17 protein-coding genes are annotated in these 21,397 nt (G+C 60.3%); 12 read left to right on the forward strand and 5 right to left on the reverse strand.

Annotated elements, in window-relative coordinates; genetic code table 11:
- Positions 1-876: 876 nt before the first annotated feature.
- Genes ACP7EE_RS19430 through ACP7EE_RS19440 form a run of 3 tightly spaced genes read right to left on the reverse strand, consistent with a single transcriptional unit; the run spans position 877 to position 3,114 of the window.
- Entirely contained in the window at positions 877-1,815 is a 939-nt protein-coding gene (locus ACP7EE_RS19430; RefSeq protein ID WP_426236158.1) for a FecR family protein, read from the reverse strand.
- A 31-nt stretch (positions 1,816-1,846) separates the two neighbouring features.
- Positions 1,847-2,398: an RNA polymerase sigma factor gene (locus ACP7EE_RS19435; protein ID WP_426235984.1), complete on the reverse strand. Its 552-nt coding sequence runs from the start codon at positions 2,396-2,398 to the stop codon at positions 1,847-1,849.
- Positions 2,395-3,114, reverse strand: a complete 720-nt coding sequence (locus tag ACP7EE_RS19440; RefSeq protein ID WP_426235986.1) for an STN domain-containing protein — start codon at positions 3,112-3,114, stop codon at positions 2,395-2,397. The genes ACP7EE_RS19435 and ACP7EE_RS19440 overlap by 4 nt, the downstream gene beginning before the upstream one ends.
- Before the next feature lie 149 nt (positions 3,115-3,263).
- Here ACP7EE_RS19440 and ACP7EE_RS19445 point away from each other — a divergent pair, with 149 nt between their 5' ends.
- Positions 3,264-3,611: a hypothetical protein gene (locus ACP7EE_RS19445; protein WP_426204165.1), complete on the forward strand. Its 348-nt coding sequence runs from the start codon at positions 3,264-3,266 to the stop codon at positions 3,609-3,611.
- Here the strand turns inward: ACP7EE_RS19445 and ACP7EE_RS19450 are convergent, their stop codons facing one another.
- A complete protein-coding gene (locus tag ACP7EE_RS19450; RefSeq protein WP_426204166.1) occupies positions 3,612-4,052 on the reverse strand; it encodes a carboxymuconolactone decarboxylase family protein in 441 nt (146 codons plus the stop codon).
- A 309-nt stretch (positions 4,053-4,361) separates the two neighbouring features.
- Here ACP7EE_RS19450 and ACP7EE_RS19455 point away from each other — a divergent pair, with 309 nt between their 5' ends.
- The 4 genes from ACP7EE_RS19455 (at position 4,362) to ACP7EE_RS19470 (ending at position 8,329) form a co-directional block, all read left to right on the forward strand.
- Complete coding sequence (locus ACP7EE_RS19455) at positions 4,362-5,798, forward strand: PLP-dependent aminotransferase family protein (RefSeq protein WP_426235988.1); 1,437 nt, start codon at positions 4,362-4,364, stop codon at positions 5,796-5,798.
- A 120-nt stretch (positions 5,799-5,918) separates the two neighbouring features.
- Entirely contained in the window at positions 5,919-6,212 is a 294-nt protein-coding gene (locus tag ACP7EE_RS19460) for a putative quinol monooxygenase (RefSeq protein WP_420649742.1), read from the forward strand.
- Between the two features lie 232 nt (positions 6,213-6,444).
- The gene (locus ACP7EE_RS19465) at positions 6,445-6,846 is read left to right on the forward strand and encodes a cupin domain-containing protein (RefSeq protein ID WP_426235990.1); all 402 of its coding nucleotides are present in this window, start codon (positions 6,445-6,447) and stop codon (positions 6,844-6,846) included.
- A 205-nt stretch (positions 6,847-7,051) separates the two neighbouring features.
- Complete coding sequence (locus tag ACP7EE_RS19470; protein ID WP_426235992.1) at positions 7,052-8,329, forward strand: hypothetical protein; 1,278 nt, start codon at positions 7,052-7,054, stop codon at positions 8,327-8,329.
- Between the two features lie 78 nt (positions 8,330-8,407).
- On the opposite strand, the gene ACP7EE_RS19475 is transcribed toward ACP7EE_RS19470, so the two are convergent.
- Positions 8,408-13,300: an NAD-glutamate dehydrogenase gene (locus ACP7EE_RS19475; RefSeq protein ID WP_426235994.1), complete on the reverse strand. Its 4,893-nt coding sequence runs from the start codon at positions 13,298-13,300 to the stop codon at positions 8,408-8,410.
- A 513-nt stretch (positions 13,301-13,813) separates the two neighbouring features.
- Between ACP7EE_RS19475 and ACP7EE_RS19480 the strand changes: the two genes are divergently transcribed.
- From ACP7EE_RS19480 to ACP7EE_RS19510, 7 genes are all read left to right on the forward strand, one after another.
- A complete protein-coding gene (locus tag ACP7EE_RS19480; RefSeq protein ID WP_426204172.1) occupies positions 13,814-14,167 on the forward strand; it encodes a hypothetical protein in 354 nt (117 codons plus the stop codon).
- A gap of 289 nt (positions 14,168-14,456) precedes the next feature.
- Positions 14,457-15,416: an AAA family ATPase gene (locus tag ACP7EE_RS19485; RefSeq protein WP_007913915.1), complete on the forward strand. Its 960-nt coding sequence runs from the start codon at positions 14,457-14,459 to the stop codon at positions 15,414-15,416.
- Positions 15,417-15,421: 5 nt separating this feature from the next.
- Entirely contained in the window at positions 15,422-16,366 is a 945-nt protein-coding gene (locus ACP7EE_RS19490) for a DUF58 domain-containing protein (protein WP_426235996.1), read from the forward strand.
- Entirely contained in the window at positions 16,363-16,860 is a 498-nt protein-coding gene (locus ACP7EE_RS19495) for a DUF4381 domain-containing protein (protein ID WP_426235998.1), read from the forward strand. The genes ACP7EE_RS19490 and ACP7EE_RS19495 overlap by 4 nt, the downstream gene beginning before the upstream one ends.
- Positions 16,853-17,932, forward strand: coding sequence for a vWA domain-containing protein (locus ACP7EE_RS19500; RefSeq protein WP_426236000.1), 1,080 nt, complete (start codon positions 16,853-16,855; stop codon positions 17,930-17,932). The genes ACP7EE_RS19495 and ACP7EE_RS19500 overlap by 8 nt, the downstream gene beginning before the upstream one ends.
- On the forward strand, positions 17,929-19,665 hold the full coding sequence (locus ACP7EE_RS19505) for a tetratricopeptide repeat protein (RefSeq protein ID WP_426236002.1): 1,737 nt from the start codon (positions 17,929-17,931) through the stop codon (positions 19,663-19,665). Before ACP7EE_RS19500 ends, ACP7EE_RS19505 begins: the two co-directional genes overlap by 4 nt.
- A complete protein-coding gene (locus ACP7EE_RS19510; protein WP_426236004.1) occupies positions 19,662-21,305 on the forward strand; it encodes a BatD family protein in 1,644 nt (547 codons plus the stop codon). The genes ACP7EE_RS19505 and ACP7EE_RS19510 overlap by 4 nt, the downstream gene beginning before the upstream one ends.
- The last annotated feature ends 92 nt before the right edge of the window (positions 21,306-21,397 follow it).

Here is a 21,397-nt window from a genome sequence, read left to right on the forward strand (position 1 = left end):
CCTGGTGATCCTGGCCCGCAAGCTTGCCCGAGTGGTATTTGCACTGCTGAAGGGGGAGGACGAATACCAACCGAAAGTCGGTTGAGGGCTTCCCCTCAACCATAGAATCTCCCACAGGGGGATTGGGTTAAGGCAGTTGGGGATTGGTTGGCTGGATGGCCGTCATCGCTGGCAAGCCAGGCTCCCACAGGGATTGAGTGCAGCCGGTAGAGATTGGTCGGTTATCAGGATGTCGTCGCCAGCAGGCTGGCTCACAGTGGGGACTGAGTACATCTGCAAGAGACGGTCGGCTCATAGGCCGCCATCGCTGGCAAGCCAGCTCCCACAGGTTTTGGGGACATCTGCAATTGCATCGGCGCCTGTGAGATTGCCATCGCCAGCAGGCTGGCTCCCACAGGGATTTAAGTACAGCCGGTAGATATTGGTTGGCTGTCAGGATGCTTTCGCGAGCAAGCTCACTCCCACAGAAAAGCAAAAGCAAAAGCAAAAGCAAAAGCAAATACCAAAACAACGCCCACCGCCCCCCGCCTCTGCTCCCCACCACTCAACAGGATGAGCGTTAGCTCGGCTGCAGCTTTTGATCTTGATCCGCGGGCGACGTCGGAAGGCTGAGTGGAGGGATCCATTCGGGGGTGGGAGCGCAGCGACCGTTTGGCGAAGCCAAATGCATCGAGAGGAGGTGCAGCGAAGCAAACCGGAGGCGATGCCCCCGGATGGATCCCGGAGCGAAGGAACCCCGAGCCCCAGCGAGCGGGCCGTACGTAGGAGCAAGCCTTTTGGGTTACCTTTTCGGCGTTTGGAAAAGGTGACCCGCCGTCAGGGCGGAACCCTAAGCGGCAATTACCGCAGCAACGGATATATACACAGCCAACCCCACTAACTCAAAACAACGACACCACCTGGCAACTCAGTACATTTCACGCCATAAGCATCGCGAATCAACAGCGCCACACCCGCCAGTTGATCAAGACTGAAACGCGCCTGCACCCGCCGTTCACCAAGTTGACGGTTCAACAGCAGCAACATCCCCGGACGGTAACGGTTGATCTCGTCAATCATCTGACTCAAGGTCGCGCCGTTGAACACCAAAATCTGTTGCCGCCAGTTCATCACCGCTGCCGTGTCGACGCTTTGCACGGCGCCAACCTGTTGTGCATCGTAGGTCAGCTGCTGCCCCGGTTCCAAACGCAGGCTGCGGTCTCCAACGTCGATGTCCAGCAACCCATCGAGGCAGGTCACGCACACTTGCTGATCAATGTTGCGCAAGTTGAACCGCGCCTGACTGGCGCGCAACCATCCGCCCCCAGCCTGCATCGCCAGCGGCAACCGCGCGGTCTGCACTTCAACTTCGCCACTGAGCAATTCAAAACCCTGTACACCCTCGTCCGTGGCACGCTGATTGATGCGCGTCTGGGTATTCAGTTCCAGGCTCAAACCATCCGCCAGATCGACGCGTCGCTGCTGGCCAACCTCGGTGATGTAATCCGCCCCCAGCCCGGAGAACCCGCCAGGAACCGTGCCGCGCACCAGAAAGAACGCCGCCGACGCCGCGATGGCCCCGCCGAGAAATGCCCGTCGACCATAACCACGCGGCGCCTGCACAGCCTCTGCCGCCGGTTGCAGCAGGTGCCACAAGGCTTTGCAGTCTTCGAAGGCCCGCGCGTGCTCGGCGCTTTGCGCGCACCACTGGCGCAGCGCGCGGGCGTCGGCGACCGTGGCGCGGCCTGAGGTCAGCAGAATCAGCCAGTCACGGGCTTCGCTTTGCAGACGCTCGGCGGCCGTTGGCTCGGCAGGTGTCAGACGGAAGATGTTCAAACGCACGGATACTCGGCGAATTAATCGGGACTCATTCAGATGACGGTTTTCCGGCCCCGCGACCGAACCGCTGAAACACTTTTCTTTCCAGTTTCGCCGCGCAATGCCCCAGCGCGGCTTTGATTTCCTTCTCGACCATCCGCGTGGAGATGCCGAAACGCTGGGAAATTTCCAGGTGCGGCGCTTCTTCCAGTCGCGCGGCAATGAAGATCCGGCGGCGCCGTGCCGGCAGCTCGTATAACGCGTCGAGCAGCGACTGAATTTCCTTTTGCCCACCGACCACGCGCGCCGGGTCCAGCGCTTCGTCGCTGATTTGCAGCAGCTCTTCAACCTCGGTGCCGGTCAGAAAACGCGCGTCGGCCTGACGTCGATCGGCGGCGATGTTCAGGGCCATGCGATAGAGGTAGGCGTTAGGGCTGGCGATGTTCGGTGGCGTCTCCATGCGGTCGACGCGCAGCCAGGTTTCGTGCAGCACGTCGTTGGCCAGATCCTCCGAACCCAGTCGCCTGCGCAGGCGCACCCGAAAGTCCTCGTAGGACGCCAGGAACAGCTCGACCATCGAACGGTGTTCGGGGTCTTTCATGCTTCAGAGGCTCCTTCCCGTTGTGTGCATTCCATGCGTTTTCCTGAGGATTCGGGTAGCAACAGCAAGGTGACCGGCTGGCGCAGTGCGCCGGGTGTCGGTCGGTCGATTTTCAGCGTGTGAAAGCTGTCTACCAGCGCGGCATCGCGGCGCACATCACCGGTCGAGGTGAGCAGGCGACTGTGTTGCACCACGCCATCGCGGCCGATCCACAACTGCAACACCGCGCGAAAACTCCCGGGCCGAGTCAGCGGCGAACGGCACAGATTGCGCTCGATGGCCGCTTGCACTGCGGTCGCGTAACTGCGATTGACTGCCGCGCTGCCCGGCACCGGTTTTTCCATCGGCTGCGCTACGTCCTCGACCTGCGCCACTTGCAAAGTGAACGCATCGTCGCGGGCATAGCGCGCCATCAATCCGCTGCCACCGAGCAACTGGCGCAACGCCTGAGCGGCGGTGAACTCGCCGTCCACTGCCAACGAACGACGACCGCGGCTCAACTGGCTGTCGACCAGCACCGCCATGCCAGTGGCACGACTGAACTGGTCCAGCGCCGGCGCCAGATCCTGAGCGGGAATATGCAGCGTTACACGCATCGTCGCCGGCAGCGCTTCGGCCAGAGTCTGGCCTGACAACAGGCCAAGCAGCAGCCCCAGGCAGACCCGGCGCAAAAGCGCTGAACGCACAAAACCGTCCCTGGCACTGCCTCGCTGCACGGCTGGGATACCCCTGAAAACCGTCATCCTGAGGGCTGTTTATGAATCTGGTGTGACGGTCACTGCAAAAAAACCATCACGGGGTTGTCAGCACGCTTGCACTAGACTCAGAGGCAGAGCGGCCCGTCCGGGCCGGCCAGGAGGCCAACATGCATGCACTGTGGAAAATCGCCCTTGGCGGGCTGCTGATATCCGCGCTCAATGTCGCGCACGCCGAGCAACCGTTGGGTTGCGTGGAAGTCACGGTCGGCGGCTATAAGGCGCCGAATTACGATTGTCTGAGCCAGCAGATGGGCAACAATCCAGAAGGTGCGGCGGCGGCGCAGAAGAATCAAGAGGCGCTGAATGTGCCGGTGAACAAACGCGCACCGAATCAGGTTGGTTTGGCGACGCCAGCGGCGACTAGTACGCGGATGGGCAATACCTTTGGTACATCAGTGAAACCGCAGCGCCCGCCAGTCAATCCGGGCAATTCGCCGTTGTTGATCGGCAAATGATCACTCGCTGGGGGTTTGGCGGAAGCTTACCGCCAGGCGATTCCAGCTGTTGATCGTGGTGACGGCAATCGTCAGATCGACCATTTCCGCCTCGTTGAACTGCTCGCGCGCCAACTGGTAAACGTCGTCAGGCACGTGGCTTTGAGAAAGCAGGGTCACCGCCTCGGCCCACGTCAGCGCAGCACGTTCGCGCGGATTGAAAAAATCGCTGTCGCGCCACACCACCAGCGAATACAAACGCCGATCACTCTCCCCCGCCCGGCGCGCGTCCACCGAGTGCATGTCGGTGCAGAACGCGCAGCCATTGAGCTGCGAAGCGCGGATCTTGATCAGGTGCAGCAGCGGCTGCTCGATGCTCAGGTTGCTGGTCAGGGCCTCCATGGCAATCATCGCTTTCATCGCTTTGGGTGAAGCGCTGTAGTAATCCAGGCGCGGGGACATGATGCGGCTCTCATGACGGAAGTATGCCTATAACCTAAGCGCTACCCCGCCCGCATCACAGCCCCAATTTCACGCAAAACCGCCACACCACTGCCTACAAGCCAAACACAAAACCTGTGGGAGCTGGCTTGCCAGCGATGGCGGCATATCTGCTGACATCCATGCTGGATCCAAAGTCCTCATCGCTGGCAAGCCAGCTCCCACAGGGGACGTGTCCAATTTGCGGGATTTGCACTACGCAACTTCAGCCTGCAGTGCAAACCAGAGTAATCTGGCCGGCACTTCAATTGCCCGGAGCGCCCCGTCGATATGGAACTTCACGTCGTGATCAACGGCCGCAAGGATCTGGCCGCGCAGTTGTACCAACAACTGCGCGGCGCCATCGAATCCGGGCGCTTGGCCGCTGGCACTCAGTTGCCGCCGAGCCGCTTGCTCGCCGAGCAACTGGGGATCTCGCGCAAGACCATTTCCGACACCTACGCGCTACTGACCTACGAAAACTTCCTCACCGGCGTGATCGGCAAAGGCACCTACGTCAATGCACGGCCCGCGACCGTCCAGCGCAAGCAAAGTCATTCGGAACTGGCCGCAGCCGAGGTGATCGAGAGCTGGCGCAATCTGCCGGTGTTCCTGCGCCACCCGACGCTTGAGGGTTCGCTGCGTTACGACTTCATCGGCGGCGCCACCAGCAAGGGCCAGTTCCCCCACGATGACTGGCGCCGTTGCGTCTCTCACGCGCTGCGACAGATAGCGGCGTCAAAGGGCTTCTACAGTTTTGCCGAAGGCTTGCCAGCGCTACGCACTGCAATCGCACGGCACATCGCGTTTTCTCGCGGGGTGAACTGCCAGGAAGAAGACATCGTGGTGTGCAACGGTGCGCAGCAGGCGCTGGACCTGATCAGCCGCGTGCTGTTGCGCCCCGGCAGTCTGGTGGCGATGGAAGATCCCGGTTATCCGCCGGCACGCCTGCTATTCGGCACGCATGGGGCGACGGTGGTCGGTGTGCCGGTCGATGCCGAGGGCATGCAGGTCGAGCATATTCCCGATGGCACGCGGCTGATTTATGTAACGCCGTCGCATCAGTTTCCGTTAGGCATGCCGATGAGTCAGGCGCGACGCGAGGCGTTGCTGGAGCGCGCGCATGAGCTGGGCGCAATCATCATCGAGGACGACTACGACAGCGAGTTTCGTTACGAGGGCCGGCCGACCGATTCGCTGCACAATCTCGATCAGCGCGGCATCGTCGCCTACGTCGGCACCTTCTCGAAGACCCTGCTGCCAGAGCTGCGTCTGGGTTACGCGATCCTGCCGCCGGCGATCCTCGAAGCGGTGATCCGCGCCAAGCAACTGACCGATCTGCACGCCTCGACTCTGCCGCAATGGGCGCTGGCCAAGTTCATCGCCGAGGGTTGCCTGCTCAAGCATATCCGTCGCTGCCACACCATCTACGCCCAGCGCCGCGAGCGGATTCTGGTGCGCATGGCCAGCGATCTGGCGCCATGGCTGGAAGCGGTTCCGGCCCGCGCCGGGTTTCACATGGCGGTGTATTGCCGGGTGCCGATTGACTTGCCACTGGTGATCGAGCTGGCGAAAAAGGTCGAGGTCGGGCTGTATTCCATCGACACGTTCTATCATCAGCAAACGGCTCGTAGCGGGTTGTACTTCGGCTTCGGAGCCATCGAGACGCTCGACATCGACATCGCGCTGGATCGTCTGCGCGACATTCTGCAACAAGTCGCCTGCTAGATTGGCCTAACCGATTAACCGCCGATTGGTTATTGGTGATCCGGGGGCGCAGGCCTATTCTGCACAGGCGTTATCCCTCAATGAGCAGGATTCGTCCGGCCTGATTCAGGAGTGTGAGCAATGTCCAACGAAGTGATCAATACCGTGCAGGTGCAGGCTGCGGCCGGCCGCTCCGAAGAACTCGGCAAGCAGTTGCAGCGCATCGTCGACACCCTGCGCCAGACGCCGGGCTGCGATTCCTACATGGTCGACCGCTGCCCCGAGGACAGCCACCGCTGGACGGTCAGCGCGCACTGGCAGTCGGAAGCGGCGATGCAAGCGCATTTCAATCGCCCGGAAGCGCAGGGTTTTATTGATCTGATTGATAGCCGGCTGGCCAATAGTGTGGATTTCAACTCTTTTCCAATCGTTTGACTTACTGACGCCATCGCTGGCAAGCCAGACTCCCACAGGGTTTCGTGTTGTTTACAAATCATATGAACGACAACAGAACCTGTGGGAGCTTGGCTTGCCAGCGATGGCGTCTTCGCAAGCGCTGAAATCCCGCAGATTGGTCACCCGATCTTCCCGAACATTGGCCGTTTGAATCCCCCGGCACGCGGACTACTGTGATTACCGACTCCCCGTACTGCACAGGTAATCCGCCATGAAAATCCTGCCCGTCTTAGCTGCCGCTCTGGTTTTGACTGTTTCTGTCTCGGCACTGGCTCACGACCCGTCCGAGAAGGTCACGGTGTTGCAAGACCACCCCCTGAAAAACGTCCCCGGCAAAAAAGCCATGATGATCGAAGTCGACTACAAGCCCGGCCAGTCCTCCATCGCGCATAAGCATGACGGCACGGCCATGGCTTATGTGCTGGAGGGCGAAGTGATTTCTCAGGTCAAAGGCGAACAGGCAGTCACCTACAAAAAAGGCCAGTTCTGGTACGAGCCGGCCGGCTCCGAGCATCTGGTGTCGAAAAATGCGAGCAAGAGCAAGCCGGCCAAGTTGCTGGTGTTCATGGTGCTCTCGCCTGACGAACAAGTTTTGATCCCGTTGAAAAACTAATCGCTGTAGAGCCGAGCTTAGCTGTTCAACACAAGGCTTACCCGCCAACCACCATAACTCCCACCAACATGTCTACTGTCATAACTGACAGTAGACACCTAATACAATCGCGACTATCAATGAAACTCCTGCACTTTCAGCCGTGGAAATAACCAGGGCGCGGCGTGTCCGTTGCTCTCGTCACTGCAATACAAGGAGTGTCAAAATGAAAGGTATTAATTCTTCCAATGAGCACCTTGATAAAACATTTGGAAATGATGGAGTTTCATGGATCGAGCACACCGACGTTGCCCGAGGATTTATGCAGCGCCTGACTGTCGGGCCTGATCAAAAACTGATTATCGCTGGAGCATCAGGATCTAACTTCTACGTAGGCCGCCTGAACGAGGATGGAACTACAGACTCCTCCTTCAATGACTACGGTTACCGCACTGGCAAATTTCGCGAAGGCTACCAATCTACCCGTGGAAGCATCAGCGTGCTGAAAAGTGGCGAGATACTGTTGAGCGGAGCCTGGAGTGAGCACGAGTTAGGCCCAACAAAACGCGGCCTTGCCCTGTTTGACCATTCCGGACGTCCGGTAACAACGTTCGGCGAGGCTGGCACAACTGTTGTGCATCCCGATTCCTTGCCGACACAGGCCTTGGCACAACAGACAGACCAATCAAAAGAATCTCCGGCAGGACAACAAAACATGTCATCCATCGAACTACCCGATGGAAAGTTAATGGTGCGAAGCAATCATCAGTACAGTTATTCAGACAACATTGGCATCCTGATGCGCGTCGATCGCCAAGGGAAAATCGATTACACGTTCGGAAACCAAGAAGGGTATGTACGCATTCAATACACCGCTCACTCGACTTACGCCGGCACTGTCATACCGCTAAGCAATGGTAATTTTGCAATTGGTGGAATAGTGCACCAAGACAGAAAAAATCTTGGTTTCATCGCTCTCTACAACTCTGCAGGCGATCCGGTCGAAACTTTTGGGGTCGGAGGGTATGTATTGCTCGACTCAATCGGCGCACTAGACCAGATATTTTCTCTCTTGGAAACTTCCGACGGCAACATTATCGGGATCGGATCTACAGATAAGGGCGAGCTTCATGGGCTGATAGTTTGTCTCGATAAAACTGGCGGTTTTGTTCAAGACTTCAATGGTGGTAAACCTGTTATAACGCCAGCCCCCGATCCATCAACTGGCCTGCAGTGGTTATCTGGTGCACAACGAGCGGACGGCAAATTCGTCACTCTCGGCTCAACTACGGGCGCGAGCTCGGCGATCATCATTAACCAATACCATTCCAATGGTGGCCCCGACGAGAATTTCGGCACTTCAGGACAAGTGATCGTCAAGGTGAGTGATGTGCTGGATATCGGCCAATCTGTTGCGATTCAGCAAGATAAAATCGTCGGGGTGGCTACCTCGCTACCTCAACCTGAAGGGGTTCGCGCTTATGCTTTCCGCCTGAAAAGTTGAAATCCCATTCCTGGTTCGTCTGGATGAAAAAAAACCCCGCCTCTTTCGAGAGCGGGGCTTTTTTATTCAACGCCTTACTTAAGCAGTTTCAAGCTCCGCAGCAGCAGTGACAGGCACCACGGCTTGCCCGCTCAAAGCCAGATCCAGCAGCTCACGGTTGGCCACCGCGTACATGGCGTAATCAGTGCCGCTCGCAGCACGGATTTCCACCAGCATGGCGCGCCAGCGGGCAATCATGCCCTCGTGCAGTGCCATCCACTGTGCCAGACGGGTTTCCACGTCCAGCGTACCGTCGCCCTGTTGCAGGACGGAGATGGTGATCGCGCGTTGCTGCCAGTCGACGTCATCGCGGAACGCTTCACGGGCCAGTGCCTGCCAGTTGTTTTCAACCGGCAGAGCGCTGATCTGTTGCAGGTACCAGGTGATGTCCAGCGCACTGCCCACGGCGAAGTAGGCCTTGGCCACGTCTGCCGGGTTCTGGCCGGTGACATCCGATGCTTCGATGATCGGCAGCAGGGTGTACAGGTGCGTGGTGCCAGCCACCATGCGCGCCAGCAACTCCGGCACGCCGGCTTCGACGTAGGCCTGATAACGCGCCTGCCAGGTTTCGCGGATTTCGCCGTTGAGCAGTTCGTCGAGCTTGAGGCCCAGGTCCTTCAGTTGCGGACCGAAATGCGCGACATCACGAGCAGCATTCTGCTCGTTGCGGCGGGCACGCAGGAACCAGCGTGTAGCGCGACGACCCAGACGCATCAGCTCATCCATCAGCTCCAGTTGCACGTCAGCGGAAACCTGGTAATCCAGGGCTTCGATCTGACGGAACCAGTGCGGGAGATGGAAGATGTCGCGCACGATCACGTAAGCGCCAGCTACGTTCGCCGGGCTCATGCCGGTCGACTCTTTGAGTCGTTGAACGAATGTGATGCCCATGTGGTTGACCAGATCGTTGGCGATCTGGGTGCTGACGATCTCGCGCTTCAGGCGGTGACGACGCATGGCTTCGGAGAACTTGCTGACCAGGGACGGCGGGAACGCCGTTTCCATGTCGCGGGTCAGGTAGTCATCGTCCGGAACCTGCGAGCTCAACAGCTGTTCTTTGAGGTCGATCTTGCTGTACGAAATCAGCACCGACAACTCGGCACGGGTCAGGCCATGGCCTTCGGCAATGCGTTCGTTGAGCGCTTCTTCGTTCGGCAGGAACTCGATGGCGCGATCCAGCTTGCCGCGGCCTTCCAGATCGTTCATCAGACGCTTGTATTCAGCGATCCGTGGCAATGCGCGACGGGCCGCCAGCGACAGCGCTTGAGTCTGCTTGTAGTTGTTGCCCAGCACCAGACCACCGACTTCGTCGGTCATGCTCGCCAGCAACTGGTTGCGTTGCTTGTCGGTCATGTCGCCGGCCTGCACGACTTCGTTGAGCAGGATCTTGATGTTCACTTCGTGGTCGGAGCAGTCCACGCCACCGGCGTTGTCGATGAAGTCAGTGTTGGAACCACCGCCATTCAGACCGAATTCCACACGACCCAGTTGGGTCATGCCGAGGTTACCGCCCTCGCCCACTACTTTGCAGCGCAGTTCGTTGCCGTTCACGCGCAGTGCATCGTTGGCCTTGTCGCCGACATCGGCGTGGCTTTCGCTGCTGGCTTTGACGTAGGTGCCGATACCGCCGTTCCACAACAGGTCCACCGGCGCCTTGAGCAAGGCATTCAGCAGTTCGGTCGGGGTCAGCTTGTCAGCCTGAATGTCGAAGCGCTCTTTCATCTGCGGCGAGATGGCGATGCTTTTCGCGCTACGCGAGAAGATGCCGCCACCTTCGGACATGATGCTGGTGTCGTAATCCGACCACGCCGAACGCGGCAGATCGAACAGACGCTGACGCTCGGCGAAGCTGTTGGCTGCTTCCGGGTTTGGATCGATGAAGATGTGCAGGTGGTTGAAAGCAGCGACCAGTTTCAGCTTGTCGGACATCAACAGACCGTTACCGAACACGTCACCGGCCATGTCGCCGACGCCCACTACCGTGATGCTGTCTTCCTGAACATTGATGCCGCGCTCGCGGAAGTGACGTTGTACGCCAACCCACGCGCCTTTGGCGGTAATGCCCATTTTCTTGTGGTCGTAACCCGCCGAACCACCGGAGGCGAACGCGTCACCCAGCCAGAAGCCGTAGTCGATGGCGATGCCGTTGGCGATGTCGGAGAAGGTCGCAGTGCCCTTGTCCGCAGCAACTACCAGGTACGGGTCATCATCGTCATGCCGCACGACGTTGGCCGGCGGCACCAGTGCGCCGTCCTTCAGGTTGTCGGTAATGTCCAACAAGCCCGAAATGAAGATGCGGTAGCAGGCGATGCCCTCAGCCGCGATCTCGTCACGCCCGCCGCCCAGTGGCAGACGACGTGGCAGGAAACCGCCCTTCGCACCGACCGGCACGATCACCGAGTTTTTCACTTGCTGGGCTTTTACCAGGCCCAACACTTCGGTGCGGTAGTCTTCTTCACGGTCGGACCAGCGCAGACCACCACGCGCAACGTTACCGAAGCGCAGGTGCACGCCTTCAACGCGTGGCGAGTAAACGAAGATTTCGAACTTCGGAACAGGTTTTGGCAGCTCAGGAATCAAGTGCGGATTGAACTTGAAGCTGAAGTACGACTTGTTCTGGCCGTTGGCATCGGTCTGGTAGAAGTTGGTGCGCAGGGTCGCCTTGATCAGGTCAAGGTAGCGACGCAGGATGCGGTCTTCGTTGAGCACCTGAACGTCGTCCAGTGCGGTCACGATCGCCTGTTCCAGACGCTGTTGCTTGTCGTCCAGATCATCACCGGACAGCTTGCGTGCCAGATAGAAACGCGTTTTGAACAACCGGGTCAGTTCGCGAGCGATGTCGGTGTGGTTGTTCAGAGTGCTGGCGATGTAGCCCAGATCGAAGCCCAGACGAATCTGCTTCATGTAACGCGCATAAGCACGCAGCAACGCCACGTCACGCCAAGGCAGGCCGGCGGTCAGCACCAGACGGTTGAACGCATCGTTCTCGGCATCGCCACGCACGATGTGCACGAACGCGTCTTGCAGGGTGTCGTTGAGTTGCTGGATGTCGAGTTCCAGACCTTCGGCAGCCGTGAACGCGAAGTCGTGAATCCAGAACTCGCGGCCATTGTTGTGGCGCAGACGGTATGGGAATTCACCCAGCACGCGCAGACCGAGGTTTTCCAGAATCGGCAACACGTCGGACAGCGCCAGCGGCGTGTCGGCGTGGTACAGCTTGCAGTGCAACTCGCGCTGACCGGAGACCTGACCCAGTGGCTGGTAGAAGCTCATCACCAACTGATTCTTGTCGTTCAGGCTCAGCAGATGCTGCATGTCGACCACGGCCGAATGCGCAGCGAAACGCTCGCGGTAGCCAGCCGGGAAGCCTTTCGGGAAGTCGGCCAGCACGTTGGTGCCGCTGGCTTCGCCGAAGTTTTCCACGGTCAGTGCGGCGTAGTCGTCCTGCCAGCTGCGGCAGGCTTGCACGACTTCTTTTTCCAGTTGCAGCGGATCGATGTCCAGACGATTCTTCGGATCAACCCGCAGAATCAGCTGTACACGCGCCAGTACCGACTCGGAGAAGAACGTCCAGAATTCGCAATCGGAAGCCTTCAGGCGTTCCATCAGCACTTGCTGGATTTTCTGGCGAACTTCGGTGGAATAGATATCGCGCGGCACGTAGGCCAGGCAGTAGCAGAAACGACCGTACGGGTCTTTGCGCAGGAACACGCGGATCTTGTTGCGCTCCTGGATCTGCACGATCGACATCACGGTGCTGAACAGTTCGTCGACCGGAGTCTGGAACAGGTCATCACGCGGCAGCACTTCTAGTACCTGCGCCAGTTCCTTGCCCAGGTGAGCCTTGGACTGGAAGCCGGAGCGGCGTTCGATTTCTTCGACCTTGCGACGGATGAACGGGATGACCCGCACGCTCTCGCCATACACCGACGAGGTGTACAGGCCCATGAAACGGTGTTCTTTGATGACCTTGCCGTCGGCGTCGATTTCACGGATCGACACGTAGTCAGGGTAAGCCGGACGGTGCACACGGCTTGGGTGCGCAGCCTTGGCGAACGACAGCAGGGTCGGTTCGCGCAGGTAGTTGACGGCGTAGTCTTCGATGCGCAGGTCTTCGTAGGTCAGGCCGTTGCGCAGCAGTTTGGTCAGGCCGAGGAACGAGTTCTGATCGTACTGAATATGGCCGCCATCGGCTTCATCGGTAACGGTGAACTCTTCGTAGCCGAGGAAGGTGAAGTGGTTGCCCACCAGCCATTCCAGGAAACTCTTGATTTCGGTCTTCTCGTCGGCATCGACGGCGAACTGGCTGTTATCGAGCTTGGTGAGGATCTCCTGCACCTTGGCCTTCATCGGCTCGAAATCGGCGACCGCAACGCGGACTTCACCGAGTACCTGTTCCAGCTCCTTGGACAGCACGTTCAGCTCGGCCGCGTTGGCGCAGCGGTCGATTTCCAGGTACATCAACGACTCTTGCAGAATGCCGTCGCCCTGAGTGCCCTTCGGCAGGACTTCCAGCAACTCGCCCTTGCTGCCACGGCGTACGCTGAGCACGGTGGTCTGCAAGGTGTGGATGCTGTAGCCGCGGCGGTTCAGCTCGGTGCGTACCGAGTCGACCAGAAATGGCAGGTCGTGGTGCAGCACTTCGACCGCGGTGTGGGTCGACTGCCAGCCGTGGCGTTCGTAATCAGGGTTGTAGACGCGCACTTGCGGTTGCGCGTGATCGAAGCGCTCAAGCAGGCGCCACGCAGAAAGAGTACAGCCAGCGAGGTCGGAGAGGCGACGTTGAGTCAGCTCGTCCAGGGAAATGATGCCGAAGAATTGTTCAGCGAACAGCGCCACTTGTGGCAGTGCCTGTTCACTGATGTGCTGCGCCAGTGCCGCTTGCAGTTGGTGCTGGAAGTCGGCTTTGCTGGCTGCGGTGAAGAACGCCATCTGTGGTACTCCGCTTGGGCTTGTTATTGATGGAAGCGTCGCGTGCAAAACCCCTTTCGGGGCGATCCGTCAGCCTGTTCCTGAATCTCGGGCAGAGGAAACAGGATGACAGGTGGGTGAAGCTGGACGAGACACTCAGGTCACATTCACCTCCGTGAATGGGCATCTGCAAAAGCGACTGCCGGGCGCCGCAACCGGGCCAGCGACAATGCCTTTGCAGGTGCTCATCCGTTGCGCAGCTTAACGACTGCGACAATGTGTCTGCTTGCGGCGCTGCGACATATTCGTTCACGGGCACGCAAACAACGCGCGATGCATCGCACAACACTAGCAGTCAGCGCCGGATTCAGGCGGTTTGGGTGAGTTTTTTCGAAACATCCGCACATGAAATGACCCGACACCCTCACGACGGTCACGCCCCTGCTCAGACACTTGTCCGAGCAGAAATTCCCGAGGGCTGGCAGAATTGGGCTTTATTGCGACCAATACGCCCGCCGAGGCAGGAATTCCCCCATGCAAATGACCACCGCCCTTTTGATCGTCAACCCGTGCGACGACGAAGAAGACAACATGGCCATGCTCTGCTGCCACAGCGACAAGGGCGAAATGTTTCTGATGAGCCGCTACCCGGACGAGGAAGAGCTGGAGATCACGCTGGATGGCGAGCCTTCGACGCTGGACGGAGTGAAAGTCACGCTGACCCCGACGCTGCTGAAGATTGAAATCGCCGCTGCTGATGCCGATGTGCTCAACGGTGATGACGTGCTGGAAATCACCTACGACGCGAACATGGTCGACCTGGCTGAAGTCGAGCTGACTTTGAAGAATATTCTGGATGGCACTGGCACTTTCATTAGCCAGATTTGAGGGTGTCTGCACTGGCCCATTCGCTGGCAAGCCAGCTCCCACAGGTTCTGGGGTATACACAAAATCTGTGTTCACCACGGACACTGTGGGAGCTGGCTTGCCAGCGATGAGGCCATAACTGCCACCTCAACACTCCCCCGCCTACAAAATTCCAACATTCCCCCCAGTCATTTCCCGCACTTTGCGCAAAATGCCGTTAGTCGCCACCCCCCGCGATGGATTAAAGTAACGCCCCCAGCCCCGGGGTTATTCGAACTGCCGGGGCGACCTTTTCCAGGAACAGTCATCGATGGAACATCGTGAAGCGCTGCTCGCGCTGCGAACCTTTCTTTCAACGCAGATTCTCGGCCAGGAAAAACTCATCGAGCGTTTGCTCATCGCCCTGCTCGCCGACGGCCACATGCTGGTCGAGGGCGCGCCGGGGCTGGCCAAGACCAAAGCGATCAAAGAACTCGCCGAGGGCATCGAGGCCCAGTTCCATCGCATCCAGTTCACCCCCGACCTGCTGCCGGCAGACATCACCGGCACCGAGATCTATCGCCCGGAAACCGGCAGCTTCGTGTTCCAGCAAGGCCCGATCTTCCACAATCTGGTGCTGGCGGACGAAATCAACCGTGCCCCGGCCAAGGTTCAATCGGCATTGCTCGAAGCCATGGCCGAGCGTCAGGTCAGCGTCGGCCGCAGCACTTATGAGCTTTCGCCGCTGTTCCTGGTGATGGCCACGCAAAACCCGATCGAGCAGGAAGGCACTTACCCGCTGCCGGAAGCGCAGCTCGACCGTTTCCTGATGCACGTCAAGATTGGCTTCCCCGACGCTGCTGTCGAACGGCGCATCCTGCAACAGGCCCGTGGCGAAGCGCTGAACGGCGAGACTAAACCCGAACGTAGGGTGAGCCAGCAGGCGATCTTCGCCGCGCGCAAGGAAATCCTCGGTCTGTACATGGCTGACGCCGTGGAGGAATACCTGGTGCAACTGGTCATGGCCACACGCAACCCCGCCAAGTTCGACCCGGAAATGGCCGAGTGGATCGCCTACGGCGCGAGTCCGCGCGGCTCGATTGCCCTCGACCGTTGCGCCCGCGCCCACGCCTGGCTGGCGGGTCGCGACTTCGTCAGCCCGGAAGATATTCAGGCGGTGCTGTTCGACGTGTTGCGCCATCGCATCATTCTGTCGTTTGAGGCCGAAGCGGCCGGTATCGATCAGGATCGCGTGGTGCAGCGGATTCTCGACGTCGTAGCCGTCGCTTGACCCCGATGAACGCCTCCCTGCCCTCGGAACCCGGCGTACGCATCACCCTCGCTGATCTGATCGAGATGCGCCACCGGGTGCGCGAGGTGCAGCTGTTTTCCACGCCGAGCCAGCGCAGCCCACTGATCGGCCTGCATCACTCGAAGTTTCGCGGGCGTGGTGTCGACTTCGATCAGGTGCGGGTGTATCAGGCCGGCGACGACGTGCGCACCATCGACTGGCGCGTGACGGCGCGCACTCAAGAGCCGCACACCAAGCTGTTCCATGAAGAACGCGAGCGGCCGATTTTCATCATGGTCGAACAGAGCCGGCGGCTGTTTTTCGGCTCCGGGCTGATGTTCAAATCGGTACTCGCGGCGCAGGCGGCGGCGCTGATCGGCTGGGCTGCGCTGGGTCATAACGACCGGGTCGGCGGGCTGGTATTCGGCGACAACGAGCACTACGAGATCAAGCCACGGCGCAGCAAACAAAGCTTGCTGCAACTGCTCAACCGCTTGGTCAAGGTCAATCAATCGCTGCACACCGAGCGCGAGCCGGATCGCGATGCCTTTGGCGTGGCCCTGCGCCGTGCGCGCGAAGTGCTGCGCCCGGGCAGTCTGGCGATTGTGATTTGTGATGAGCGCGCGCTGTCCGAGAGTGCCGAGCAGCAACTGAGCCTGTTGTCGCGTCATTGCGACCTGCTGCTCTTGCCATTGTCCGATCCACTGGATCACGCCCTGCCCGCCGCAGGACTGTTGAGATTCGCCGAACGCGGCGCGCAGCTGGAACTCGACACCCTGAATTTCGAACTGCGCCAGACCTACCGCGCACAAGCCGAAGCACGCATCGCCCGCTGGGAATTGCTCGCGCAAAAACTGCGCGTGTTGTTGATGCCACTGAGCACCCAGAGTGAAATGGTCGAGCAACTGCGCGAATTCCTCAATCCGCAGCGTCCGGGGAAAGGTCGATGAACGACCTCGAAAAACTGCAACCGCTGATCTCGCCGCCACCGATTGCCTTCTGGCCGCCGGCGCCGGGCTGGTGGTTGCTGCTTCTGTTGCTGCCGTTGCTCGGCGTTGCCGTGTGGCGTCTGCGTCGTTTCATCCCGATCAAGAAACGCCCGATCGTGCGCGCCGAAATCCCGCTGGACCCGGTGCGCGTCGCCGCGCTCGCAGAACTCGCACAGATGCCCAAACCTTACGACGGCGCACCGGCCGGAGCCTGGTTGCAACAGCTCAACGGTCTGCTCAAGCGCCTGTGCCGCAACCATTATCCGTATAGCCAGAGCCACACCCTCAATGGCCGCAAATGGCTGGCGTTTCTCGACAACCGCTGCCCCGCCGCCGGTCTGACGCGCTGGATGGTGCTGGTCGAGGGCGCGTACAAGCCTGAGTGCAAGCTTGACGACAAGGCCATCGCCGGTCTGACTCAAGCGGTCGATACCTGGATTCGCAAGCATGTTTGAATTCGCCTGGCCGTGGATCTTTCTACTGCTGCCATTGCCATGGGTGATGCGCCTCGTGCTGCCGGTGGCCGACAGCGGCGAGCCGGCATTGAAAGTCAGTTTCCTCGCCGACCTCGAAGGCCTCGCCCGCCGCCGCGCCCGGGCCAATCTGCCGGCGTGGCGGCAACAGGCACCGTTCATGCTGCTCTGGCTGTTGTTGCTGATATCTGCCGCGCGCCCGCAGTGGCTCGGCGAACCGCTGCCGATTGCCGCCAGTGGCCGTGATCTTTTGGTGGCAGTTGACGTGTCCGGCTCGATGGATTTCCCCGACATGCAGTGGAATGACGAAGACGTCAGCCGCCTGACGCTGGTCCAGCATCTGCTCGGCGATTTCCTCGAAAGTCGCGAGGGTGATCGGGTGGGTTTGATCCTGTTCGGCAGCCAGGCTTATCTGCAAGCGCCGCTGACGTTTGACCGGCGCACGGTGCGGGTCTGGCTCGACGAAGCGCGCATTGGCATTGCCGGCAAGAACACCGCGATTGGCGATGCCATCGGTTTGGCGCTCAAGCGCTTGCGCATGCGTCCGGCGCAGAGCCGGGTGCTGATTTTGGTCACTGACGGCGCCAACAATGGCGGCGAAATCGATCCGCTGACCGCTGCTCGTTTGGCGGCTAGCGAAAGCGTGAAGATCTATCCGATCGGCATTGGCGCCGATCCGGCAGAAAGCGGCGCTACCGCCCTGCTCGGCGCCAACCCGACGCTGGATCTCGACGAACCGGCTCTCAAAGCCATCGCCGAGGCCACGGGCGGGCGCTACTTCCGCGCCCGTGACGCCAAGGAGCTGCAAGCGATCAAGGACACCCTCGATCAACTGGAACCGGTGACCCAGCAACCAACCCAGGCCCGCCCGGCCCAAGCGCTGTATCACTGGCCGCTGGCACTGGCGCTGTGGTTGAGCATGCTGCTGGTCGCACGCGAATTGTGGCCGGACAACCCGCTGCAACGCCTGTTCACCAAGGAACTTTTTCTGCAAAGCCCTCTGCCTGACTGGCGTGAACGCCTCAAGCGTCTGCGTTTGCGGAGGCGCCGATGATCGCCCTCTGGCCGCACTGGTTCCGCCCTTGGTGGCTGCTGCTTTTGCCATTGCTCGGCTGGATGATCTGGCTGCTCTGGCATCGACAAAAACGCGCCGGGCGCTGGCAGATGATCTTGCCGCCAGCGTTCCACGCCACTTTGCTCAGTGGCGGTAGCGGTCGCGACAGTAAACTGCCGTGGGTTGCGCTTGGCGTGGCGTGGCTGCTGACGATTCTGGCGTTGCTCGGGCCGAGCTGGGAGCGCGTCGAACAGATCAGCCAGAAGCCTGCCGATCCGTTGGTGGTGGTGTTGGAACTGACTCCGGAAATGCTCGCCACCGACTCGCCGCCGACGCGCCTGGAACAGGCGCGGCGCAAACTGTTCGATCTGCTTCAGGTGCGCAGCGATGCGCAGACTGCAATCGTTGTCTACGCCGGCAGCGCGCATACGTTGGTGCCGCTGTCGGATGATCTGGCGACCAGTCGCAATCTGCTCGACGCATTGAAGCCTTCGCTGATGCCGGAAAGCGGCCATCGCGCTGATTTGGCAGTGAGCAAAGCTTTGGCGTTGCTCGAACAAGGCGCACTCGGCCAAGGGCGGATTCTGCTGATCGGCTCGTCGCTCTCGGAACAGGAGCGCCAAGGCATTCGTCAGGCGCTGGGCGGGCAATCGGCTCAGTTGCTGATGCTTGGGATCGGCACCGCCGAAGGTGCGCCGATAGCGCAGGAGGACGGCAGTTTCCTCAAGGATGAACAAGGCGCGATCCGCGTGCCGCAACTCGACAGCGCCGCGCTCAACAGCTTTGTAAATTCAGTGGGCGGCGAGTATCGGATTGCTCGTCTCGATGAGTCCGATCTGGGCGAACTCGGTCTGCTCGACGGTCCGCGCAGCCTGCGCAACGATGGCCAGACCCTGCGTCTCGACACCTGGGCCGATCAGGGTTTCTGGTTGCTATTGCCGCTGCTGTTGCTGGCGGCTTGCGCCGGTCGGCGTGGCTGGTTGTTCTGCCTGCCGCTGCTGTTCTGCCTGCCGCAACCGAGTTACGCGTTCGACTTCGAAGACCTGTGGCTACGCCCCGACCAGCAAGGCCTGCACCTGCTCAAGCAAAAACGCCCGGCTGAGGCCGCGCAGCATTTCGAAGATCCGCAGTGGCAAGGGGTGGCGCTGTACGAGGCCGGCGACTACAGTGGCGCCGCTCAGCGCTTTGCCGAAGGCAACGACGCGCACGCCCACTACAATCGTGGCAATGCTTTGGCCAAAAGCGGTGAGCTGGACGCGGCACTGGATGCCTACGAACAGGCACTGGAGCGCCAGCCAGATCTGCGCCCGGCGCTGACCAACAAGGCGCTGGTGGAAAATCTGCTCAAGCTGAAAAATGTTCCACCGCCGGCCGAACCGGACAACAAGACCGATCAGCAAAACGCTCCGGGTGGTGACACACCGCCGGCAAACACTCCACCGCCGGCAGGTACAAATGAAACCTCAGGCGAGGTTCAACCAAGCGATTCGGCCGCCGAACCGCCGCCAACTGCTCCGCCACTGCCGGGCGCCAACCAGTTGCCGGAAAGCGAGCCAGGCGAACAACAAAGCACCCCGCCGACGCTGCACCCGAGCGAGGACAACCTCGCCGGCGAGCAACGCCAGGCACTGGAACAATGGCTGGGCAAGATCCCGGACGATCCGGGCGAACTGCTGCGACGCAAGTTCTGGTACGAACAGCAACAACATCAGGATCAGGAAAACACTCGATGACCCGCTTCACCGCCCTCTTGCTGCCACTGCTGATCTGCACAGCCTCTGCCCACGCGGCCGAGCTGACAGCCAGTGTGGATCGCAGTCGCCTGAACTCCGGCGAGACGGTCGAGCTGACCCTCGAATCCAACGATGTCACGCAGTTCGGCAAACCGGATCTGGCACCGCTGGAGGCACAGTTCGAAGTGCGTGGCACCCGTCAGGTCAACCAGTTGAATACGCTGAATGGCGCCAACCGTGCGACCACGCGCTGGATCATCACCCTGCTGCCCAAACAAAACGGCAGCGTGGTCATCCCGTCGCTGCAACTGGGTGAAACGCAAACTCAGCCGATCACCGTGCAAGTAGTTGAAAGCGACACCCGCGAAGACAAAAATGCGCAGGACCCGGTGTTCATCGAGGCCAGCCTCGATCAGTCCTCCGTCTATGTGCAGGCCCAGGCCATCCTGACCCTGCGCATCTACCATTCGGTGTCGCTGTATGACGACAGCAGCCTGACCCCGTTGCAGATCGCCGATGCGCGCATCGAACAGCTGGGCGAGATGCGCACCTATGAGAAAGACATCAACGGTGTGCGTCACGGCGTGATCGAGATGCGCTACGCGATCTACCCGCAACACAGCGGTCTGCTGACTATCGCGCCGCAAACCTTCAGCGCCACACTGGTCGACGCCCAGCCGTCGCAGGACGCTACGGCGGCGCAAGGGCCGAAACCGGGCAAGCTGATGCGCATCAGCTCGGTGGAGATTCCGCTGACGGTCAAACCCAAACCGATGACTTATCCGAGTGACGCGCCGTGGCTACCGGCGCGCAGCTTGAGCCTGAGCGAGAGCTGGAGCCCGGAACCGGAGCACACGCAAGTCGGCGACTCCCTGACCCGCAGCCTGACGCTCAGGGTCGAAGGCCAGGCCAGCTCACAATTGCCGCCGCTGCCCGCGACCGAGGCCAACGGTTTGCGCCGCTATCCGGATCAACCGGTGCTGACCAACCAGAACAGCGAACGAGGCCTGATCGGCAGTCGCGAGGAACGTGAAGCGCTGGTGCCGAGTCGCAGCGGCGCCATCGAGCTGCCGACGGTGGACGTGGTCTGGTGGAACACCTTCGAAGATCATCTGGAACACAGCAGCCTGCCGGCGCGCACCCTGCAAGTGCTGAACAATCCGAGCCTGCAAGTCGACACCCCGGCTGGCAACCTGCAAATGGCCGGCGGCGCCGACAGTGAAGCGCTGTGGTGGTGGAAACTCAGCACCATGATTCTGGCCTGCACCACCCTGCTCGGCTTCGGCCTGTGGTGGCGCGCCCGCTGGCAACCGGCGATTTTGCGCGCCGCGCAAACCGGCCCGAGCCCCCGCACATTGATGGACGACATCAAGCGTGCCAGTCAGGCCAACGACCCGCACGCAACGCGGCAGGCGCTGGATGCCTGGGCGCGGCAGCAGCCGGAAACGCTGGCGGACATGGCGGCGCGGTTTGTGCCGCTGTCGGATGCGCTGGATGGCCTCAACGGTGCGCTCTACAGCGAAACCGGCCAGCATTGGCAAGGCGAAGATTTATGGCGGGCGATTCGGGCGATACCGGCGGCGGAGCGGGTGCAGGATCCGGTGGGTGACAGCGGGTTGCCGCCGCTTTATCCGAAATAAGCTCAAAAGATCGCAGCCTGTGGCAGCTCCGACAATTTGCAATGCATTTCCCCTGAAGCTTCCGCAGGCTCGGGCCGCGATCGGACGATCTG

Origin of the sequence: Pseudomonas sp. TWP3-2, assembly GCF_049897765.1 — a bacterium.
Lineage (GTDB): Bacteria > Pseudomonadota > Gammaproteobacteria > Pseudomonadales > Pseudomonadaceae > Aquipseudomonas.